Origin of the sequence: Natronococcus sp., assembly GCF_047921035.1 — an archaeon.
Taxonomy (GTDB): domain Archaea; phylum Halobacteriota; class Halobacteria; order Halobacteriales; family Natrialbaceae; genus Natronococcus.
On the sequence record NZ_JBLRWX010000001.1, the window covers coordinates 23,882 to 42,749 of the forward strand.

Below are 18,868 nucleotides of genomic sequence, written 5' to 3' on the forward strand. Positions count from 1 at the left end.
GGCTTTCGCAGCCTTACTCCCGGCACTCGTCGGCACGAATCCGCTCGAGGGTTCGTTCGACGCGGTTCCAGTGACTCCCCCGCCAGAAGAACTGCCCGCAGTCGGTACAGCCCCAGATCGCCGTTTCGGCGGGATCGGGCGCGTACTCGGGGGTCGAGCGACCGGGCTCGACGGCCTCGAGCGGCCCGTTACAGCGCCCGCAGAAACGGGGCTCGTCCTCGAGGGTGAGCTCGAGTCCCGCCGCCGAGAGCTCTGCAAGCTGGGCCTCGACCTCGCGACACTCGAGGAGAATCGACTCCTCGGCGCGACTCGCGAGCTGGACGTCCCGCGTGACGAGCGTTCGGTCCTCGTCCGCCGCGACCGCGAGCAGGGCGTCGTCGGCCTCGAGCCCCCGATCGCCGGCGTAGACGGCGTCGTGGCCGCACATCCGCAGGTAGGCGGGCAGGCCGCCGCACATGACGTCGAGGAGGAGCCGCATTCAGTGGAGGAACTCCCGTAAGTCCTCGAGCTCCCAGGTGTTGATCACGTCGGCGGGCTCGGCCCACCCCCGTCGGGCGGTGTGGACCCCCCAGCGCATGTACTCGAGGGTCGCGGGCTGGTGGGCGTCGGTGTTGACCGAGATGGGGGCGCCCGCCTCGATCGCCGCCTGGACTGCGCTACCCCAGAGATCGAGCCGTCGGGGGTTGGCGTTGACCTCGAGGGCGGTGTCGTGTTCGGCGGCGGCCTCGCCCAGCGCGGTCGCGTCGAACTCGAGCCCGGAGCGCTCGTTGAGTAGTCGGCCGCTGGGGTGACCGAGCACGTCGACGGCGGGGTTCTCGATCGCTGTGACGAGTCGGTCCGTGGCCGTCTCGGCGTCCTGGCCGAGCCCGCTGTGGGGCGAGGCGACGATCACGTCGAGTTCCTCGATGACTTCCTCGCCGAGCCCGATCCCGCCGTCGGCGTCGACGTTGGCCTCGATGCCCGCGAAGACCTCGACGTCGGCCGCGGCCGCGACCTCGCGGATCGCCTCGACCTGCTCGAGGATCTCCGTGTCGGTGAGGCCCATGTCGGCGACGATGCCCGGTCCCTCGGCGTGATCGGCGATCCCGAGGAAGTCGTAGCCCCGCTCCTCGGCGGCCTCGACCATCGCGTCGATCGACGTGTTGCCGTCGGACCACTGAGTGTGACAGTGCAGATCGCCCCGAATATCGTCGCGGGTGAGCAGGTCGGGGAGTTCGCCGTTCGCCGCGGCGTCGATCTCGCCGCGGTCCTCGCGGAGTTCGGGCGGGATCCACTCGAGGCCGAGCGCCTCGTACATCCCCGCCTCGTCCTCGCCGGCGACCCGCTCGCCGACGCGCTGGCCGGCGTCGGGATCGTCGATCTCTGAGACGTCGAAGGCGCCGTACTCGTTCAGTTTGACGTCGCGGTCGATCGCGTAGTTACGAAGCGTGATGTTGTGGTCCTTGCTCCCCGTGAAGTACTGCAGCGCGGAGCCGAACTCCTCGGGGACCACGGTCCGCAGGTCGACGCGAATCTCGCCGACGCGGACGCTGGCCTTCGCGGGACCGGACTCGATCTCGCTGTCGACGGAGTCCCAGCCGACGAACGCCTCGATGACCGCCTCCGCATCCTCGGTCGCCACGAGCACGTCCACGTCGCCGATCGTCTCGCGCCAGCGCCGGATCGAGCCGGCGACCTCGCAGCGTTCGACCGCGTCGACGGACTCGAGGAAGGCGAGCACGTCGTCGGCCAGCGGCCGGGCCTCACCCAGGAGCTGGCGCTGGCCGATCGTGCGGGCGAACTCGAGGTTCTCCCTGATATTCTCCTCCGTCTTCGGGCCGAAGCCCTTGACCGCCTGGATCTCGCCGGCCTCGGCGGCCTCCTCGAGGTCGTCGAGGCTCTGGATCCCGAGTTCGCGGTAGAGCTTGCCCGCCGTTTTGGGGCCGACGCCCTCGATGCGGGTGAGGTCGGCGATGTCGATCGGCAGCTCCGCGCGCAGCTCCTCGTGCTCCTCGATCTCGCCGGTCTCGACGTACTCGACGATCTTCGAGGCGATGGCGTCGCCGACGTGGTCGATCGTCTCGATCGACTCCCGATCGTCGGCGGCGACGTAGTCGGCGATCGGCGTCGGGTGGGCGCGGACGCTCTCGGCTGCCCGCCGGTAGGCCCGCGGTTTGTACTCGACGTCGTCGGCCTCGAGCAGGTTGGCGAACTCCTCGAGCCGCCCCGCGAGTTCGGCGTTGGTCGTCATCGGCCACGCCCCTGACTGTTCGCGTCCTCGTGGCCCAGCGCCTTCTTCAGGAACGACATCCAGCGCTTCTTGTCGGCGGCCTGCTGGGCCTTCTGTTCCTGTTCGAGGTTCGTCGACCCGAGGTTCTCGAGGGCGTTCAGCGCCCGGTCGATCCCGATGATCCCCCGGACGAGTTCCTCGCCCTCCTCGCGGGAGACTGCGCCCTCCTCGATCGCCTCGAGGCGCTCGAGGCGTTCCCGTCGCAGGTTCCGTTTGGCCTGCTCGACGCGGTCGCGCTCGCCAGGGGGCACCGTGTCGCGGCGCTTGATCTCGAAGACGAACGTTCGCAGGTCGATCTCCTCGCCCTGGACGGTGATCGTCTCCGGGATATCCGCGCCGACGGTGGCGCCCTCGCGCTCGACGCGCTCGAGCAGCTGCTTGCGCTCGTACTCTTGCACACCCCTCCGTTGGGGGCTGAACGGCAAAAGTGTACGTCACGAGCTTGCCGACCGTCGGGTCGCTCGAGGCGGGTGCAGCAGGGCTCCGCTCGAGGAGCCGAGGCGCTCTCGGCCGCCGGTTCCGGCGGATTCGCCCGCCAGCGTCGGAGCTGAACCCCAAATCCCTTGACAGTGCCACCCCTATCTCGGCCCAATGGCCACGTGCGACGTGTGTGGGAGAGAAGAGAGCATGCCCTACAACTGCCGGCACTGTGGGGGCACGTACTGCTCGGAACACCGGTTGCCGGAGAACCACGACTGTACGAGTCTCAACAACTGGAACGATCCCCAGGGGGTCTTCGACAGCGGATTCGACGAGAGCGTCGACAACGGGGGGACGGCGAAGAGTTCGAGTCTGTCCGACAAAATCCCGATCGACACCGGTCCCGGCGGTCCGCTGGCGTACTTCCGCGGGAACATGACCTACACGGTGCTGGCGCTGATGTGGATCACGTTCGCACTCCAGTGGATCGCGCTGCTGGTCGGCGGACAACCGCTGCACAACGCGCTGTTTACGCTCTCGACTGCCCATCCCGAGTACGTCTGGACGTGGGTTACCTCCGTGTTCGCACACAGCCCGCTCAACATCTTCCACATCGTCTTTAACAGCATCGTGATCTTCTTCTTCGGCCCGCTGGTCGAGCGCTACGTCGGCTCGAAGAAGTTCGCGATCCTGTTCGTCATCAGCGGCGCGCTCGCGGGACTCGGCCAGGTCGGCATCTCGGCCGCACAGGGGGTTCCCTCGAGCGTGCTCGGCGCCAGCGGCGCCGCGCTGGCGATCATGGGCGTGCTGACGATCCTGAACCCCCACCTCAAGGTCTACCTCTACTTCATCCTCCCCGTCCCGATCTGGGCGCTCGCGGCCCTGACGGCGGTGGCGAGCGTCTTCTTCATCGGCACCGGCGGCGGCGGAACGATCGCTCACGGCGCACACCTCGTCGGGCTCGTCGTCGGACTGGCCTACGGCGAGTACATCAAGCGCACCCAGAACGTGCGAACGCCCGACCAGTTCCAGCTCGGCGGTGGCGGACCGGGCGGCCCCGGCGGTCCCGGTGGCCCCGGCGGCCCGGGCGGTCGCCGTCGCTTCTGAGCGCGCAGCCGAAAGCCCACGCACTGATTTTCCCGCGCCGTCAATCTCGGTTTACCGATGCACGTCTCCCGCCCCGACCTCGTTCCCGACGCCTCGCTCGACCGTTCGGAGATGGAAGCCCTCCAGCGCGAAATCGCCGAGGCCGCGGTCTTCGAGGACGACCTCGAGTTCGATCCCGCCGTCCTCGGCGATCCGCTGGCGGCCTCGTCGAGCGAGGGCGAGCCCCCGATCGTCGCGGGCGTCGATCAGTCGTTTCTCACGAACGAGGCAGGCGACCAGGATCGGGCGCTGTCGGCCGTCGTCGCCGTGCAGGGCGGCGAGGTGATCGAACGGGTCCACGCGGTGACTCCTCTCGAGATTCCCTACATCCCCGGCCTGCTCTCGTTTCGCGAGGGCGCGCCGATCATCGATGCCCTCGAGGAGTTGTCCGTCGAGCCCGATCTTCTCCTGTTCGACGGCAGCGGCCGTATCCACTTCCGGCAGGCCGGGATCGCGACCCACATGGGCGTCGTGCTGGACGCGCCGAGTATCGGGATCGCGAAGAGCCTCCTCTGTGGCAGCCCGCGCGAAGACCTCGAGGACCTCCCCGAGGGGACGCGGGTCGGGATCGAGGCCAACTCGAGGGTCGACGCCGAGGACGGCACCTTACTCGGGTACGCGGTCCAGACCCGCCAGTACGACTCGCCGGATCGGTACATCAACCCGCTGTACGTCAGCCCGGGACACCGCGTCGGTCCCGAGACCGCGGCCGACGTCGCGCTCGCGCTGTCGTCGTCGTACAAACTTCCGGATCCCGTCCGGTTGGCCGACAGCTACGCCGACGAGGCCAAGCGGGGGCTCGAGGAGTAGGCGACGGGAACGAGTGTCGCGACGTGACCGCGTTCGTCAGCATCCCGGCGAGTACGGGGCTGCAATCCGAATCTCGAGGACTGGCGAGTTCGACGAGAACAGTTCGGGGTGATCGTCGCTCGGACGGGAGCGAGAGGGCGGCTCGAGCGCATCGAAAGGGCTCGGTGGCGGTTCGTTTCTGAACCCGTCTCCACGAGCGAGAACAGCGTCCTGACGACCTGAACACGGGGAATTACCACATCCTCCCCAGCCGACTCGCTCCCTGCAGTCGCTCGTCCCTCACACGATATCGAACCGCCCCTCGCTGCGCTCGTCGCGGTTCAGCGCGTGCCACGTCGTTCGGTCCCTCGGGCGCGAGTCCGAACCCGAACGACGGCGCTGCATGCCTCGTCGCGAGTCCTCGAGCCAGCAGCGCCGGTATCCGCTTCGCTCGAGGTGACTTTCAGACCGGCACGATAAACCGTCGATACTTAGGTATCCACTCTCGAAACGGTCACGCATGGCCATCGCTGAGGAAGCCGACGATGATGCGGGGGACGACGCGACCGTCGCGGACGACGCTCGACGGGAACCGGCGGACGAAACCGCGACGACCGATGCGACCGAAGATCGCTACACGCGCAAGCAGTGCGTGCTGATCACCGGCTGCTCGTCGGGGGTCGGCCACGCGACCGCGCGGGCGTTCCTCGAGAGAGACTGGCAGGTGATCGCGACGGCCCGGAACGTCGACGACATCGCGGACCTCGAGGAGCTGGGCTGTACGACCCTCGAGCTGGACGTCACCGATCCCGACCAGGTCGCCGACGCCGTCGAGCGCACCGTCGAGATCGGCGGGGCGATCGACTGTCTCGTCAACAACGCGGGCTACGCCCAGATGGGGCCGATCGAGGACGTCTCGACGGTCGACCTCCACCGCCAGTTCGACGTCAACGTCTACGGCCCTCACCGCCTCGCGCGGGCCGCCCTGCCGCACATGCGCGCCCAGGGCGAGGGCCGGATCATCAACGTCTCGAGCGTCGCGGGCCGGGTATCCTTCCCCGGCTACGGCGCCTACTCGGGCTCGAAACACGCCCTCGAGGCGATGACCGACGCCTTGCGGGGCGAGGTCGAGGAGTTCGGGATCGAGGTCGTGTTGATCGAGCCTGGCCCGATCGAGAGCGAGTTCGCCGACCGGGTCGACGAGGAGCTCCCCGACGAACGGCGCACGCCGGCCTACGAGTCGCTGTACGAGATCTACGACGAGGCCCAGCTGATCGGCGGCGGACAGGGCGGCCCCTTCGCCTCCACGCCCGCGGAGGTCGCGACGGCGATCGTCGAGTCGGCGATCCGCTCGGAGCCGCCGGCCCGCTACCCCGTCGGCCCGATCGGGCAGTTCGGCGTCTACGCGCGGTTCCTCCCAGACCGGCTCCAGGACGCCCTCTACGGCGTCGTTCGGAAGCTCGTCTGACGCCGTAACCGGTCGTTACAGAATACTTATACTTCGCCGCGGAGACGATTCCCACATCGATGTCGAATTCTCCCGTCGGCGTGGTCGAACTCGCCGACAGGATCTCCGCGCTGCTGTACGGAATCGCCGGCTGGCTGACCGTCGGATTCGGCCTGCTGATGACCGGCGCCGCGCTCACGTTCGGCTACAGCGTCGCGGCCGGCACGGCCCGGGTCGACGCCGTCGTCGGCGCCGGCCTGTTCGCGCTCTTCTTGCTCCTGGCGGGGCTCGTGACCGTCGCGCTGGGACTCTTCGTCAATCCCCGTTTTCGGCGCCGCCTCGACCGACGCCACAGACTCTCCCGGTTCGGGCGGGTCCGGTCCGTCGATCGGCGGGTCGTTCGGCCCGAGGAGGGCTGCCTCGAGCGTTGCGTCGACTGCGGGGATCGGATTCGGCGGCCGACGCCGGGGACGAGCGAGCCGACCGCGTTCTCGAGCGCGAGCAGCGATAGTCAGTCGCCGATCGCTCGAGTTGCGTCCCCGGAGTCGTCAACGGCGAACGCCCCGCCCGGACACCGACGGACGCGTCCCGTTCGCTGAAGCTCGCGACACCGACGCTCGATCGTTACCGGGTGCGCGGCGAGGCGATCGGCCAGCTGGGAAACCGTCATCGGGCCGTCGTCGGTCAGTTGCTCGAGGATCTCGCGCTCACACCGGCCGGAAGGCGATTCGTCCGTCGGCATCGGTATACCTCCATATTGGCCGATCGAGAGATGAATGGCGCTCCGGTTCCCAGTCGGTGAGAACAGCTTCGAACGGCTCGCTCGATCTGGATATCGAGCGCTCGAGCACGCCGTCAGTCGATCGGTACGGCTCGGGTGAAAACTAGCTGACCTCAGCCGTCGAACGCTTCGGCGAAGTCGGTCGGCAGCGTCCCGATGTCGATCCCCCAGGCCATCGGGAGCCACAGAAGCGCGACGATTGTGATCAGGACGATGCCGATGACGTTGAGCCCGACGCCGACCCGGGCCATCTGGGGCAGGGAGATATAGCCGCTGCCGAAGACGATGGCGTTCGGCGGCGTCGCGACCGGGAGCATGAACGCGAACGACGCGGCGGTCGCGCCGGCGATCATCAGCCCGTAGGGGTGGACGCCGATCCCGACTGCGACGCCCGCGAGAATCGGCATGAGCATCGCCGTCGTCGCCGTGTTCGAGGTGACCTCGGTCAGGAAGATCGTCATCGAGACGACCGCAAGCAGGATGAGGACCATCGAGACGCCCTCGAGGGCCGCGAGCTGTTCGCCGGTCCAGGCCGCGAGCCCGGTGTCGCCGAAGCCGGAGGCGATGGCGAGCCCGCCGCCGAACAGGAGGATGACCCCCCAGGGGATGTCGACGCCGTTGGTCCAGTCGAGCAGGAACGTGTGGTCGCCGTCCTCGGTCTTCGTCGGCAGGGTAAAGAGGACGAGCGCGCCGCCGATCGCGACGATCGTGTCGGCGTCCTCCGGCGGCACGATCCCGAGGGTCGGCTCGAGCAGGCTGGCGCCGATCCAGGACAGCGCCATCCCGACGAAGACGACGAGAACCATCCGTTCCTGGCTGCTCATCGCGCCGAGTCGCTCGAGTTCGCGATCGATCGTCTCGGCGCCGATCGGCAGCTCGTCGAACTGCGGCGACATCGCGAGCCGGGTCACGTAGACGTAAACCGTCGCGAGTCCGACGATCGAGATGGGGACGCCGTAGAGCATCCACTCGGCGAAGCCGATCGTCGTCCCGAACAGCTCGCCGGCCTGGCCCGCAAAGAGGATGTTCGGCGGGGTGCCGATCAGCGTCGCGACGCCGCCGACCGAGGCGCCGTAGGCGATACACAGCATCAGCGCGACGCCGAAGGAGAAGTTCCCTTCGCTGGTGTCGATGTCGAGGCCCGTCTCGTCGACGAGATCCGCGGTCTGGTAGATGACCGCCAGCGCGATCGGCACCATCATCATCACCGTCGCGCTGTTGGAGACCCACATCGAGAGGAACGCCGTCGCGAGCATGAACCCGAGGATGAGCCGCGAGGGTTCGGTGCCGACGGCCTTGATCGTCCGCAGGGCGATCCGTCGGTGCAGCCCCCAGCGCTGCATCGCCATCGCGAGGAAAAAGCCACCCATGAAGAGGAAGATCAGCGGGCTGGCGTAGGAGGGTGTCGTGTCCGCGACCGGCAACGCGCCCGTCAGCGGGAAGAGGACGATCGGGAGCAGCGACGTCGCCGGGATCGGGATCGCTTCGGACATCCACCAGACGGCGACCCACGCGGTGACGGCGGCGACCGCCTGTCCCTCCGGGGTCAGTCCCTCCGGCGTCGGCGACAGGAAGATGGCCGCGAAGAGCAGCGGGCCGAGAACGAACCCGATCTTCTGTCGCAGTTCGTAGGTGCCGCCGACGTCGAACGGCGACCGATCGTCGTCGCCGGAGCCGTCACCGTCGTCTCCGCCGCCGAGCTCGCCGTCCCCGGGATCGTCGTTCGGGTCGCGGCCGCCGTCGGTAAACGCCTCCTCGGCGACGCGTCGTTCCGCCGCCGAGAGCCCGTCCAGATCCGCGGCGATCGCCCGTCCGTCGAGTCGGAGGTACGCCTTCGTCTGTTCGTTGAGAAACCACAGGTACGTCCAGAGCCGCTGTATAGCGAGCTGACACCTGTCGAAGGAGTTCGAGACCATCTGCCCGAGCGTTTCCAATGCGGGATTAAAAAACGCCGAGATTCGGTCGTCGGGGTGTTACCACCGCACAATTCCGGTCGAACGTGGACGGACGACCGTTCGCGGGTCGGTCGGCGCGCGCCGAAACCTACATTTCCGAGGCGGCGGAACTCGGGGCGTGCCCCTGTTACAGTTCGATACGACCCGATCGCTGTCGGCCGACGAACGGTCGGCGTTCGCAGAGCGGGTGACGGCGATCTACACCGAGGAGATGGAGACGACCGCAGGCCACGTCGCGGTGACGATCCGCGAGCACGAACCCTCGGCGATGCACCTCGGCCGCGAAGTCGAGGGCCCGCTGCTCTTTCTCGACGCCGAGATCCGCCGCGGGCGTCCGTTCGAGCGCAAGCGGGCGTTCGCGCTCGAGACGATGGCCTACGCCGGCGACGCCCTCGAGATCCCCGATCCGAACATGAAGGTCGTGTTCACCGAACACGAGGGCGAGGCGATGATGGGCGTCGATCGGGTCGGCGGCGAGTGGGAGGGCAAGGAGTAACGAATCGAGAACCCCGCGCCCGCCGCCGGTTCCGTCACGGTAAAGCGCTCCCGTCGGAAAGGCGCGGTCGATGGATCGGTCCTCCTGGCGGACGGTCTCGCTGATCGCGCTCTGGCAGGTCGCCGCGAGCATCTGTTACTACACCGTCTTCGCGGCGACGCCGTTCTTCCGCGCGGAGTTCGGCCTCTCCCGATTCCAGGTCGGGTTCGTCGTCACCGCCCTGACGCTTGGCTACGCGATCTTCTTGCTTCCGGTCGGCGCGCTGATCGATCGCTTCGGCGAGTACCGCTCGCTCGTGCTCGGCCTCGTCGGGCTCGCCGCGGGCGCGACGTTCGTCGCGGGCGCGCCGTCGGTCGCCCTGTTGCTCGTCGCCGCCTTCTTCCTAGGTTCGACGTACGCCAGCGCGATCCCGGGGACGAACAAGGCCGTCTACGACAACGTCGCCGCGGGCCGACAGAACCTCGCGGTCGGGATCAAGCAGGTCGGGGTCACCGCCGGCAGCGGGATCAGCGCCCTGCTCGTGACCGGGCTCGCCGGCGTGCTGTTCTGGCAGGCCGGCTTCCTCGTCGCCGCCGGCTTCGGGCTGGCCGTTGCCGCCCTCTTCGCGGTGCTGTACGACGGCTCCGGCGGCGGCGGCACCGCCGAGTACCCCGACTTTCGGTCGCTCTCGAGGAACCGACCGTACCGCTGGCTGGTCGCGGCGGGGTTTTTCCTCGGCGCGGCGCTGTTCACGACGACCGGCTACACCGTCCTGTTCGTCCAGGAGGAGGTCGGCGCCTCGGTCGCCTTCGGCGGGGTCGTCCTCGCGACGGTCCAGCTGTTCGGTAGCGCGGGCCGGCTCGCGACGGGCTGGCTGAGCGACGCCTTGCCGGGCGATCCCCAGCGGCGGATCGGGTCGATCCTGATCGCCCAGGCGCTCGCCAGCGCCGTCCTGTTCGGGGTCGTCGCCGCGACCTCGAGCCCGATCGGGGCCGCCGTCGCCTTCGCGGCGCTGGGCTTTTTCGTCCTCGGGAACACGGGCGTCTACTACTCCTGTATGTCGACGCTGGTCGGCAGCGAGGAGATGGGCGGAGCGACCGCGGGCGGACAGCTCGCGCTGGTCGCCGGCTCGATCGTCGCCCCGCCCGCGTTCGGCTACCTCGCCGACGTCGTCGGCTACCGGGCCTCGTGGTGGCTGCTGGGGGCCGGTTGCGTCGTCGCCGCGGGGCTGCTGGTCGTCGCGGTCCGGAGCGATCCGCCCGTCGACGACCCCGCGATGGACGATTGATACGGGCTGCCGTACCGAGTTCCCGGAGCGACCGCAGGACGGTTCGCGGTCGCTCCGGGAACTGACGGACGGGAGTCCGTATAATCCGAGTCGAAGAACGAACCACTATGGGCTCGGCGGGCGAACCCCCGATCATGTACCGCGTTCTGCTGCCGATCGACGACAGCGAGGCCCGCGCTCGCGCACAGGCCGAGGCCGTCCTCGAGTTACCCCGCGCCGGCGACGAGCTCACGGTCGACGTCCTCCACGTCCACGAGGGAGTGTCGGGCCCCGACGCCGAGTGGGCCGCGGGCGGGTTCTCCGAGGAGTACGCCGAGCAGATGAACGAGAACCTCCGAAACCGGAGTCTGCCCGACGCCGCCGAAACCGTCGTCGCGCTGCTCGAGGAGGGCGGCGTCGGCTACGAAGTTCACGAGTCGGTCGGCGAGCCCGCCGAGACGATCCTCGCGGCCGCGGGCGAGCGCGACAGCGACGCAATCGTCATCGGGATCCAGAAGCGCTCGCCCGTCGGGAAGGTGCTGTTCGGCAGCGTCGCTCAGGGAGTCATTCTCGACAGCGATCGGCCGGTGACGACCGTTCCCGCGGCCGAAGAAGAACAGTAGCTACCGCAGGCAGGCCGCGACGACCTCGAGCATCCCCTCGCCTTGCACCTCGTCGGCGAACAGCGGCACCCGCCGGACGTCGGTCCCCCGGAACAGCTCCTGGGCCTCCGCCAGCGCCGACTGCTGGACGTCCCAGCGGCGCTGGCAGAACTCGCAGCGCTCGAGGTCGGGCTGCAGAAAGTCGCCCTCGACGTCGTCGGTGACGTCCGATAGGGGCTCCATGACGCGGTTGACGACGACGGTACCGACCGGAATCCCGAACTCGTCGAGCTGTTCGCGCAGCCGTTTGGACTCGAGGACGCTCATCTCCTCGGGCACGAGCACGATCCGGAAGTCCGTTCGAGCGGGATCTCGCAGGGCGGCCCGGAGTCGCTCGATGCGCTCGCGGAGTTCCTCTAAGTTCTCGAGGTCGGGCTCCTCCTGGGGCATCTCCTCGCCGCCGAACATCCCCTTCATCCCGTCGAGCATCCCGCCGATCCGCTGGCGGAACGTCATGATCCGACCCATCATCGTGTCCATGAGTTCGGGGAGCTGGAGCAGCCGGAGGGTGTGGCCCGTCGGGGCCGTGTCGACGACGACGCGGTCGAAGCGCTCGTCGTCCAGGTACTCGAGCAGGAGCTGCATCGCCGCAGCCTCGTCGGAACCCGGCATCGGTCCGCCCAGCAGCGACTCCATCGGGGAGTCCTCGCCGAACATCCCCTCGAGACCGCCGAACATGCCGCCCTCCCCCTGTGCCTGCGCCTGGGCGGCGAAGCCGGCGTCCTCGACCGCGGCCTCGGGATCGATCTCGGCGGCGTACAGCGGGATATCCTCGCGGATCCGGGCCGGCTCCGATGGGATGTCGGTCTCGTAGGTGTCCGACAGCGAGTGGGCCGGATCGGTCGAGACCACGAGCGTCGAGACGCCCCCGCGGGCGCTGTCGAGCGCTGTCGCGGCCGCCATCGTCGTCTTGCCGACCCCGCCCTTCCCGCCGTAGAGGACGTAGTCCGGTCCCTCGATGTCCTCGTCGGACGGACGAACGGAGACCGTCTCCCGCTCGCCGACCGACTCCGTCGGCGTCACCTCGATCGTGTGGTCCCCGTCGTCGGTACCCCCCGCATCGTCCTCGCCCGCCTCGTCGACCGGTTCGACGTCGATTCCGCTCATGCGGTCCGGTTTCCGGCCCGCACACGAGTACCCGTCGGTCTCGAGCGGGGAGCGACGTGGGTCGACCACCCGTGGAATATACTAACATACGGCTCTAGATATAAGGTGTTGAGAGTATCCTTATCTGTATATTCATATTAGTAGCAGGATTTAATGCCGATGACAGCGTCGAGACACGTGTCCGAAGCTGGTGGTGGCGCTTCGAACGTCCCGATCATGAACGCCCAACTCGCCGAACCACGATCCGACGAATCGACCACGAACGACGTCCCGTTTCCCTACGACGGTGACGAGCCGGGCCTGCCCCTCCCGCGAGCGAACGCCCGCGGCGTGCTCCGACCCGACGACCCGACCGGCGCGGTCGGCGCCGCCGGTTCGACGACCTGTCCCGACTGCGGCGCCGAGACCGTCAACGGCGCGGGGCTGTTCGCGTGTGCGGACTGCTCCTGGAGCGGCGTCCTGCGGTAGACGACCGAGTTTTCTCCGCGGTACTCGAGCCCTCGGAGCGGCAGCCTCGAGATGTGACTACCGTAGCTATTCTCCAATAGGTGGATAAGTTAGGTCAGGTGGCTACTCGAAGTACGCCGCCAGCCGATCCGCGGCTTCCGAGACGCGGGGCGTGACGAGGGCGAAGCGGAGCCACTCGGATCGAGAGTCGCCGAACGCCTCGCCGGGCATCCCCGCGACGCCGGCCTCGTCGATCAGTCGCTCGACGTTCTCGAGGGTTCCCGGATAGTCGTCGAAGCGAGCCATCACGTAGAACGACCCCTGGGGCGTGGTGTACTCGGCGCCCGCGGCCTCGAGCGCGTCGGTAAAGGTTTCGACGCGCTCGGCGAGCAGTTCACGACTCTCCTCGTAGTACTCGGGTTCGGTCTCCCGGAGCGCCCGCAGCACCGCGTACTGCGAGGGGCGGCTGCCGGCGACGTTGACCAGCATGTGGCGGCTCTTGGCGTTCTCGACGAGGTGGGGCGGAAAGATCGCGTACCCCACCCGGAACCCGGTGATCGCCATCGACTTCGAGAAGGCGTTGGTGACGATCCGGTGATCGGAGTCGATCTCGAGCGCGCTCGCAAATCGCCCCGAGAGGTCGAAGTGGTCGTACACCTCGTCGCTGATCAACAGGGCGTCGTACTCCTCGGCGATTCCGACGAGTTCCCGAATCGTCTCCTCGGGGTAAACCGCCCCCGTCGGGTTGTTCGGCGAGTTGACGACGATCGCGGCCGTTTCCCCGCTGGCGGCTTCGCGGACGTCGGCCGGATCGAGCTGGCCGTCCTCGGCGGCGGCGACGAACCGCTGACGGCCGCCGAGCATCGTCGTCTTTCCGGGGTAGTAGGGGTAGACGGGATCGGTCAGCACGACCTCGTCGCCGCGGTCGCGCTCGAGGGCCCGCGCCATCGCGAGGTAGTTCGCCTCGCCCGCGCCGTTGGTGACGACGACCTGCTCTGCGTCGACGTTCCGTCGGGCGGCGATCTCCTCGCGCAGCTCTCGTAACCCCTCGCTGGGCGGATACTGAAACTGGTCGGGCTCGAGGTCGGCGTAGTCGCGCAGTCCCTCGCGCAGCGCCCCCGGGGGCTCCCAGTCGGGGTTCCCGCTGACCATGTCGATGACGTCCCGGTCGGCCCGGTCGGCGTACTGCATCACGCGAAAGAACAGCGGCGTCTCGTACTCCATGCGGCCCACTGGGTGCTCGCACATCGTCGTTCTTTCGTCGCGCGCTCGAGCCGACCTCGAGGGGACCCGCGCCGACGCAACCCGGGATTTGAAACCCGCCGGACGCCTCGAGTCGAGTATGAACGACGACATCGACCGCGAGCTGCCGATGGACGTCGCCGACGCGATGCGGGACGCCGGCGACAGCCTCGCCGTCGCCGAGTCCTGTACGGGCGGGCTGATCGGCGCGGCGATCACCGCGGTTCCGGGGGCCAGCGACTACTTCGACTCGGGGCTGACGACTTATGCCTACGACGCCAAGCGCCGCCACCTCGGGGTCAGCCGCGAGGCCTTGGACGAGCACGGCGCCGTCTCGGAGCCGGTCGCCCGCGAGATGGCCCAGGGAATCCGCGACGTGGCCGATACGACCTGGGGGGTCGCGACCACCGGTGTCGCCGGCCCCACCGGCGGTACCGAGGACGATCCGGTCGGCACGGTCTACATCGGCGTCTCCTACGCCGGACCCTGGGGAACCCAGTCCTCGTTCGCGACGGTCTCCCGGTACGAGTTCGACGGCGACCGCGCGGAGGTGCGGGCAAAGACCGTCGACCGGGCGCTCGAGGACCTGCTCGCCGCCGTTTCGGAGGGTCGGGAGTAGCGACCCGTCGCCGACGCTGACCGTCCGCGAGAGAAAACTATTCGAGGGTCCCCCCGCGACGTCCCCCTAATGAACAAACGGGGACACGTTCTCAACGCCGTCCTGCTGAGCGTCGGGCTCGGAATCCTGCTCGAGCCGGCGGGGGATCTGGGGACCCTCGAGTCGGTCGTCGCGATCACGGTCCCGGTGACGCTGGGCGCGCTCTTTCCGGACGTCGACACCGCCTTCGGCCGCCACCGCAAGACGCTGCACAACCTCCCCGTGCTGGCGCTGTTCGTCGCCTTCCCGTTCGTCTTCGGGAACCTCGAGTACGTCTGGATCGGCGTCCTGACCCACTACGTCCTCGACGTCACGGGAAGCAGGCGCGGTATCGCGCTGTTTTACCCGCTCTCGAGCCGGGAGTTCGACCTGCCGACCGGGGTCCCGGTCAGCAGCGGACGAACCGATCTGGTAACGCTGTTCGTGACGGGGCTCGAGCTCGCGGTCGCCGTCCTCCTGCTCTACGAACTGCCCCGTCGCGGGTTCGACGTCGCGGAACTCGGCATCTGGCTGTGAGAATTACCGGCGGTTCGGCGTCCACTCCTCGCAGGCGTCCATTCCCGTCATCGCCCCCTCGTGGCGGGTGCAGTAGGGGACCATCTCCCCCGTCGACCGTTCGCGGGCGTACTCGAAGTCGCCGCAGTTCCCGCAGTAGCGGTCCGTCGGCGACCGGGATCGGTCGTCCCCGCTATCGATCAGTTCGGCGTCGGTTCCCTCGGTAGCGGCCGCCGCCGAGGCGGTCTCGGCCGGACCGCCGTCCCGACGTGCATCGGTCCGGGGCTCGATCTCCCCGTCGGGTTCGGCGCCGAGAACGCCGATCCCGCCGAGTCCGCCCGCGGCATCGTCGTCGGGCCGCTTTACGATCGTTCGGTTGTGGCGGGTGACGTTCAGCTCGAGGGCCCCGCCGGGGTCGTTGCGGGTCTTGAAGGTGACCACGCCGACGAACAGACACCACACCGCGGCGAACAGTCCGAGCAGGTAGACGACGGCGACCTCGAGGGTCAGGTCCGCGCCGAATCCGCGCCAGTGGTAGGGGTAGGCGAGCCAGAACAGCGCGACGCCGAGCAGGCAGAGCCCGGCGCCGACCCCACCGGTCGCCCGGACGCGACGGCTCGCCGGCAGGACGAGAAAGAGGCCGACGAGGGCGACCGGAACGCCGATCCCGGCGAGGGCGCCCGCGATCCGGACGGTCGCGTACTGGATCGCCATCTCCCAGTCGGTGAGCGCGGCGACGATCCCGTCGAGGAGTTCGGTCGCCGCGACGACGACCCCGAGGACGGCGAGGGCGGCGCCGACGGCGACGAGGGCCGTCCCCGCGTACCGCCGGCGGCGACCCGGCCCCGCCCGCGCGTCGCCCCGATACACTTCCGTCAAGCTGTTCATGAATGTATATTTGAACTTCATCTACAAAACAATAACGTCAGACATAAGTCAGATACTAGGGTGGTTGCGACCCGCGGAAGCGAAAGGTTGAATCGCCGGGCTCGAAAACTCCCGGTCATGAGCGACGACGAGGAAGAAGACGAGCCCGCCGTCGAACTCGGCGACCGAACGCCCGTCGAGGGAGCGCCGCTGGCCCGCATCAGTTCGCGGCTCTTCTGGCCCAGAGAAAAGAGCGAGATCGACCGCCTCGAGGGCGACAGCGTCATCCGAACGCCCGACGGTCCGCGGGAGCTCTCGACGATACTCGAGGAGGTCGAGGAGACCTACTTCCAGCGCCACCAGGAGTTCGAACGTCACGTCCGGGCGGTCATCGGCACCGGTCCGGTCCCGACCGCCGAGGAGTAACCACACCCGTGTCGGCCGAGGGCGAACGGGGCGGGGTCGACTGGCTTCCGGACCGGCTCGACGGGCTCAGCTGGTTCCAGAAGTCGCTGCTGACCGGGGCAATCCTCACCCTGCTGTGGATGCAGCTGGTTCCCGGCGAGCTCGAGCGCCGCGTCGTCGTCGACGGCCTCCTGCTGATCGGGGGCCCGCTCGCCCTCGGAATCACCCACGGCAACCACATCGGCTGGACCGTCAACCGGACCGCCGTTCGCAACGCCGTCTTGCTCTCGCTTTTCGTCCTCCCGTTCTATCTCGTGGGATCGACGCTCCCGACCATCCGGGCGTTCTACCCGATGTGGGAGACCTCGGCCGCACCCGGCGAGTTCATCCCTCACGCGATCCAGCTGTTCGCGCTGGCGCTGGCCGCCGAGACCTACTACCGGGGACTGCTCTGCGTCGGCGTCCGGGAGATCGGGTTCAAGGCCGTCCTGATCAGCCCCGTCGTCTACATGATCCACCACATGTCGAAACCGCCACTGGAGTTCCTGCTCTCGGGGCCGACGGACGTCCTCTTCGGGGCCGTCGACTACAAGTCGAACTCCATCCTCCCGTCGGTGATCGCCCACGGCGCCGGACTCGTCCTGCTCGACTGGCTGGTTCTGCACGATCCGCTGTTCGATCCGACGCGGTTTCTACAGTACCTCGAGTGGCTGCCGGTCCCGATCTGAGGGAGACACGGCAGCCGCGGCGGTGGGGCTTTAGTGACTCCCGTCCAACTGTCCGCGTATGAGTCTGCCAATCGACCCGTCCGAGATCGATCCCGACGACGTCGGCGAGAAACAGGCCGTCCTCGAGATGGACCACGAGGAGGCGATCGAACACGTCCGCGAGGTCTGCGAGGAGGTCGGCTTCGGCATCCCCGTCGAGTTCTCTCCCTCCGAACTCCTGAACGAGAAGGTCGACGCCGACCGCGATCCCTACTACGTGCTGGGTGCCTGCAATCCCAAGATCGCCGACCGGGCGCTCGACCAGACGATGCGGATGGGCGGCCTCTTCCCGTGTAACATGATCGTCTGGGAGGAGGAACCGGGCCGCCAGCGAGTGTACCACCTCTCGATCATGAAGATCGCGCGCCTGCTCGACATCGCCCCCGACAACGAGGAGTGGGCCGACATCGTCGACACGACGGGCGATCTCACCGAGGAGGCCTTCGAGAAGTTCGACTCCGTCGACGCCGAGACGACGGACTGAGCCGCCTCGAGACCGCAGACGGCGTCCGACGACCGTCGGACATTACATTGTTTTTCTTAAAAGTCAAGATTTACATACATTCGTGGTGTGTGTAGGGTATGGACGTCAGAACCACGTTCTTCGCCCTCCTGCTTCTCGCCCTCGCGGCGGTCACGACGCTCATCCTCGCGCCGCTGTTGCAGTACGTACTGGCAGCCGGGCTGCTCGCGTTCGTGCTCTACCCCGCCCACGAGCGTCTCGAGCGACGGATCGGTTCGCGACCGTCGGCGCTCGCCCTCACCGGCGTCGCCATCGTCGCCGCCGTCATCCCGATCCTCTATCTGTCGATCGTCACCGTCCAGACGGTGTTTTCCTTCCTGAATCGGTTCGACGAGACCGCGGCTATCGAGACGGCCAGCGAGTGGGCGGTCGGACTCGGGATCGATCCCGAACTGGTCGCGGCGACCCGGGCGCAGCTCCTCGCCGAGGTAAACGGCGCGTTCGACAGCGTCGTCGACGTCGCGCTGGGGGAGCTGGTCGGACTGCTCGACGCGAGCGTTCGCCTCGGGCTCGGACTGCTGGTGCTCGTGTTCCTGCTGTACTACCTGCTCGCGGACGGCCGGACGTTCGTCGGCTGGCTGGGGAACGTGGCCCCGCTCGAGGACGAGGTGCGCGACGAACTGTTCGCGGAGGTCGACGTCGTCACCTGGGCGGTGATCAAGAGCCACGTCTTCGTCGCCGTCGTCGAGGGGCTGCTCGGCGGGCTCGGCCTCTACCTGCTCGGGGTCCCGAACGTCGCCTTCTGGACCATCGTCATGATCGTCGTCTCCTTCCTCCCGGCGATCGGCGTCTGGCTCGTCTGGGGTCCCGCCGTCGCCTACCTCATGATGACGGCGGGTCCCCTCCCCGCAGTCGCGTTGTTGCTGTACGGACTCGCCGTGCTGTCGGTCGTCGACAACTACCTGCGAGCGATCTTCGTCGACCGCCGCACCGGACTCCACCCCGCCGTCGTCCTGATCGGCGTCGTCGGCGGCATCTACCTGCTCGGAATCATGGGACTGTTCCTCGGACCCGTCCTGCTCGCCGTCTTCAAAGCCGGGCTGAACGTCTTCAACGAGACCGCGCTCACGGCCGACGACGTTCGCCTCGAGTCGGCGCCACGTGACGTTCCAGCCACCGATCCTGGCACCGCAGACGACTGATACG

Annotated in this window: 21 protein-coding genes; 14 read left to right on the plus strand and 7 right to left on the minus strand. The window is 68.1% G+C overall.

Annotation, left to right across the window (positions count from 1 at the left end; translation table 11 throughout):
* Nucleotides 1–13: 13 nt before the first annotated feature.
* The 3 genes from ACNA7R_RS00140 to ACNA7R_RS00150 are packed head-to-tail and all read right to left on the minus strand — an operon-like array spanning nucleotide 14 to nucleotide 2,667.
* Nucleotides 14–478 (minus strand): Mut7-C RNAse domain-containing protein, encoded by a 465-nt coding sequence (locus tag ACNA7R_RS00140; protein ID WP_416281491.1) that lies wholly within the window; start codon nucleotides 476–478, stop codon nucleotides 14–16.
* Nucleotides 479–2,230, minus strand: coding sequence for a DNA polymerase/3'-5' exonuclease PolX (gene polX, locus ACNA7R_RS00145; RefSeq protein WP_416281492.1), 1,752 nt, complete (start codon nucleotides 2,228–2,230; stop codon nucleotides 479–481).
* Nucleotides 2,227–2,667: a DUF5788 family protein gene (locus tag ACNA7R_RS00150; protein ID WP_416281493.1), complete on the minus strand. Its 441-nt coding sequence runs from the start codon at nucleotides 2,665–2,667 to the stop codon at nucleotides 2,227–2,229. Before ACNA7R_RS00150 ends, polX begins: the two co-directional genes overlap by 4 nt.
* Nucleotides 2,668–2,860: 193 nt before the next feature.
* On the opposite strand from ACNA7R_RS00150, the gene ACNA7R_RS00155 reads away from it, so the two are divergent.
* The 4 genes from ACNA7R_RS00155 to ACNA7R_RS00170 all read left to right on the plus strand — a co-directional run bounded on the left by ACNA7R_RS00155 (nucleotide 2,861) and on the right by ACNA7R_RS00170 (nucleotide 6,670).
* Nucleotides 2,861–3,796: a rhomboid family intramembrane serine protease gene (locus ACNA7R_RS00155; RefSeq protein WP_416281494.1), complete on the plus strand. Its 936-nt coding sequence runs from the start codon at nucleotides 2,861–2,863 to the stop codon at nucleotides 3,794–3,796.
* Nucleotides 3,797–3,853: 57 nt separating this feature from the next.
* A complete protein-coding gene (locus tag ACNA7R_RS00160; RefSeq protein ID WP_416281495.1) occupies nucleotides 3,854–4,645 on the plus strand; it encodes an endonuclease V in 792 nt (263 codons plus the stop codon).
* Nucleotides 4,646–5,144: 499 nt separating this feature from the next.
* A complete protein-coding gene (locus tag ACNA7R_RS00165; RefSeq protein WP_416281496.1) occupies nucleotides 5,145–6,092 on the plus strand; it encodes an SDR family oxidoreductase in 948 nt (315 codons plus the stop codon).
* 59 nt (nucleotides 6,093–6,151) lie between these two features.
* Nucleotides 6,152–6,670, plus strand: coding sequence for a hypothetical protein (locus ACNA7R_RS00170; RefSeq protein WP_416281497.1), 519 nt, complete (start codon nucleotides 6,152–6,154; stop codon nucleotides 6,668–6,670).
* A gap of 295 nt (nucleotides 6,671–6,965) precedes the next feature.
* Here the strand turns inward: ACNA7R_RS00170 and ACNA7R_RS00175 are convergent, their stop codons facing one another.
* Nucleotides 6,966–8,768 (minus strand): SLC13 family permease, encoded by a 1,803-nt coding sequence (locus ACNA7R_RS00175; protein ID WP_416281498.1) that lies wholly within the window; start codon nucleotides 8,766–8,768, stop codon nucleotides 6,966–6,968.
* 157 nt (nucleotides 8,769–8,925) lie between these two features.
* Here ACNA7R_RS00175 and ACNA7R_RS00180 point away from each other — a divergent pair, with 157 nt between their 5' ends.
* The 3 genes from ACNA7R_RS00180 (at nucleotide 8,926) to ACNA7R_RS00190 (ending at nucleotide 11,172) form a co-directional block, all read left to right on the plus strand.
* Nucleotides 8,926–9,303 (plus strand): tautomerase family protein, encoded by a 378-nt coding sequence (locus ACNA7R_RS00180; RefSeq protein WP_416281499.1) that lies wholly within the window; start codon nucleotides 8,926–8,928, stop codon nucleotides 9,301–9,303.
* A 70-nt stretch (nucleotides 9,304–9,373) separates the two neighbouring features.
* Entirely contained in the window at nucleotides 9,374–10,570 is a 1,197-nt protein-coding gene (locus tag ACNA7R_RS00185; RefSeq protein ID WP_416281500.1) for an MFS transporter, read from the plus strand.
* 134 nt (nucleotides 10,571–10,704) lie between these two features.
* Nucleotides 10,705–11,172, plus strand: a complete 468-nt coding sequence (locus tag ACNA7R_RS00190; RefSeq protein ID WP_416281501.1) for a universal stress protein — start codon at nucleotides 10,705–10,707, stop codon at nucleotides 11,170–11,172.
* On the opposite strand, the gene ACNA7R_RS00195 is transcribed toward ACNA7R_RS00190, so the two are convergent.
* Nucleotides 11,173–12,318, minus strand: a complete 1,146-nt coding sequence (locus ACNA7R_RS00195) for an ArsA family ATPase (RefSeq protein WP_416281502.1) — start codon at nucleotides 12,316–12,318, stop codon at nucleotides 11,173–11,175. It abuts the gene before it with no gap.
* Between the two features lie 177 nt (nucleotides 12,319–12,495).
* Here ACNA7R_RS00195 and ACNA7R_RS00200 point away from each other — a divergent pair, with 177 nt between their 5' ends.
* On the plus strand, nucleotides 12,496–12,786 hold the full coding sequence (locus ACNA7R_RS00200; RefSeq protein ID WP_416281503.1) for a hypothetical protein: 291 nt from the start codon (nucleotides 12,496–12,498) through the stop codon (nucleotides 12,784–12,786).
* A 102-nt stretch (nucleotides 12,787–12,888) separates the two neighbouring features.
* Here ACNA7R_RS00200 and ACNA7R_RS00205 read toward each other — a convergent pair whose 3' ends face one another.
* Complete coding sequence (locus ACNA7R_RS00205) at nucleotides 12,889–13,989, minus strand: pyridoxal phosphate-dependent aminotransferase (RefSeq protein ID WP_416281504.1); 1,101 nt, start codon at nucleotides 13,987–13,989, stop codon at nucleotides 12,889–12,891.
* A gap of 118 nt (nucleotides 13,990–14,107) precedes the next feature.
* Here ACNA7R_RS00205 and ACNA7R_RS00210 point away from each other — a divergent pair, with 118 nt between their 5' ends.
* The gene (locus ACNA7R_RS00210; RefSeq protein ID WP_416281505.1) at nucleotides 14,108–14,626 is read left to right on the plus strand and encodes a CinA family protein; all 519 of its coding nucleotides are present in this window, start codon (nucleotides 14,108–14,110) and stop codon (nucleotides 14,624–14,626) included.
* A 69-nt stretch (nucleotides 14,627–14,695) separates the two neighbouring features.
* Nucleotides 14,696–15,181 (plus strand): metal-dependent hydrolase, encoded by a 486-nt coding sequence (locus ACNA7R_RS00215; RefSeq protein WP_416281506.1) that lies wholly within the window; start codon nucleotides 14,696–14,698, stop codon nucleotides 15,179–15,181.
* 3 nt (nucleotides 15,182–15,184) lie between these two features.
* Here ACNA7R_RS00215 and ACNA7R_RS00220 read toward each other — a convergent pair whose 3' ends face one another.
* Entirely contained in the window at nucleotides 15,185–16,048 is an 864-nt protein-coding gene (locus ACNA7R_RS00220; RefSeq protein WP_416281507.1) for a hypothetical protein, read from the minus strand.
* Nucleotides 16,049–16,165: 117 nt separating this feature from the next.
* On the opposite strand from ACNA7R_RS00220, the gene ACNA7R_RS00225 reads away from it, so the two are divergent.
* The 4 genes from ACNA7R_RS00225 to ACNA7R_RS00240 all read left to right on the plus strand — a co-directional run bounded on the left by ACNA7R_RS00225 (nucleotide 16,166) and on the right by ACNA7R_RS00240 (nucleotide 18,864).
* Nucleotides 16,166–16,453: a DUF5789 family protein gene (locus tag ACNA7R_RS00225; RefSeq protein WP_416281508.1), complete on the plus strand. Its 288-nt coding sequence runs from the start codon at nucleotides 16,166–16,168 to the stop codon at nucleotides 16,451–16,453.
* Nucleotides 16,454–16,461: 8 nt separating this feature from the next.
* Nucleotides 16,462–17,160: a type II CAAX prenyl endopeptidase Rce1 family protein gene (locus ACNA7R_RS00230; RefSeq protein WP_416281509.1), complete on the plus strand. Its 699-nt coding sequence runs from the start codon at nucleotides 16,462–16,464 to the stop codon at nucleotides 17,158–17,160.
* Between the two features lie 58 nt (nucleotides 17,161–17,218).
* Nucleotides 17,219–17,683 carry a DUF302 domain-containing protein gene (locus ACNA7R_RS00235; protein WP_416281510.1) on the plus strand — a complete coding sequence of 155 codons (465 nt, stop codon included), beginning with the start codon at nucleotides 17,219–17,221 and terminating at the stop codon, nucleotides 17,681–17,683.
* A gap of 98 nt (nucleotides 17,684–17,781) precedes the next feature.
* A complete protein-coding gene (locus tag ACNA7R_RS00240) occupies nucleotides 17,782–18,864 on the plus strand; it encodes an AI-2E family transporter (protein ID WP_416281511.1) in 1,083 nt (360 codons plus the stop codon).
* Nucleotides 18,865–18,868 lie beyond the last annotated feature (4 nt).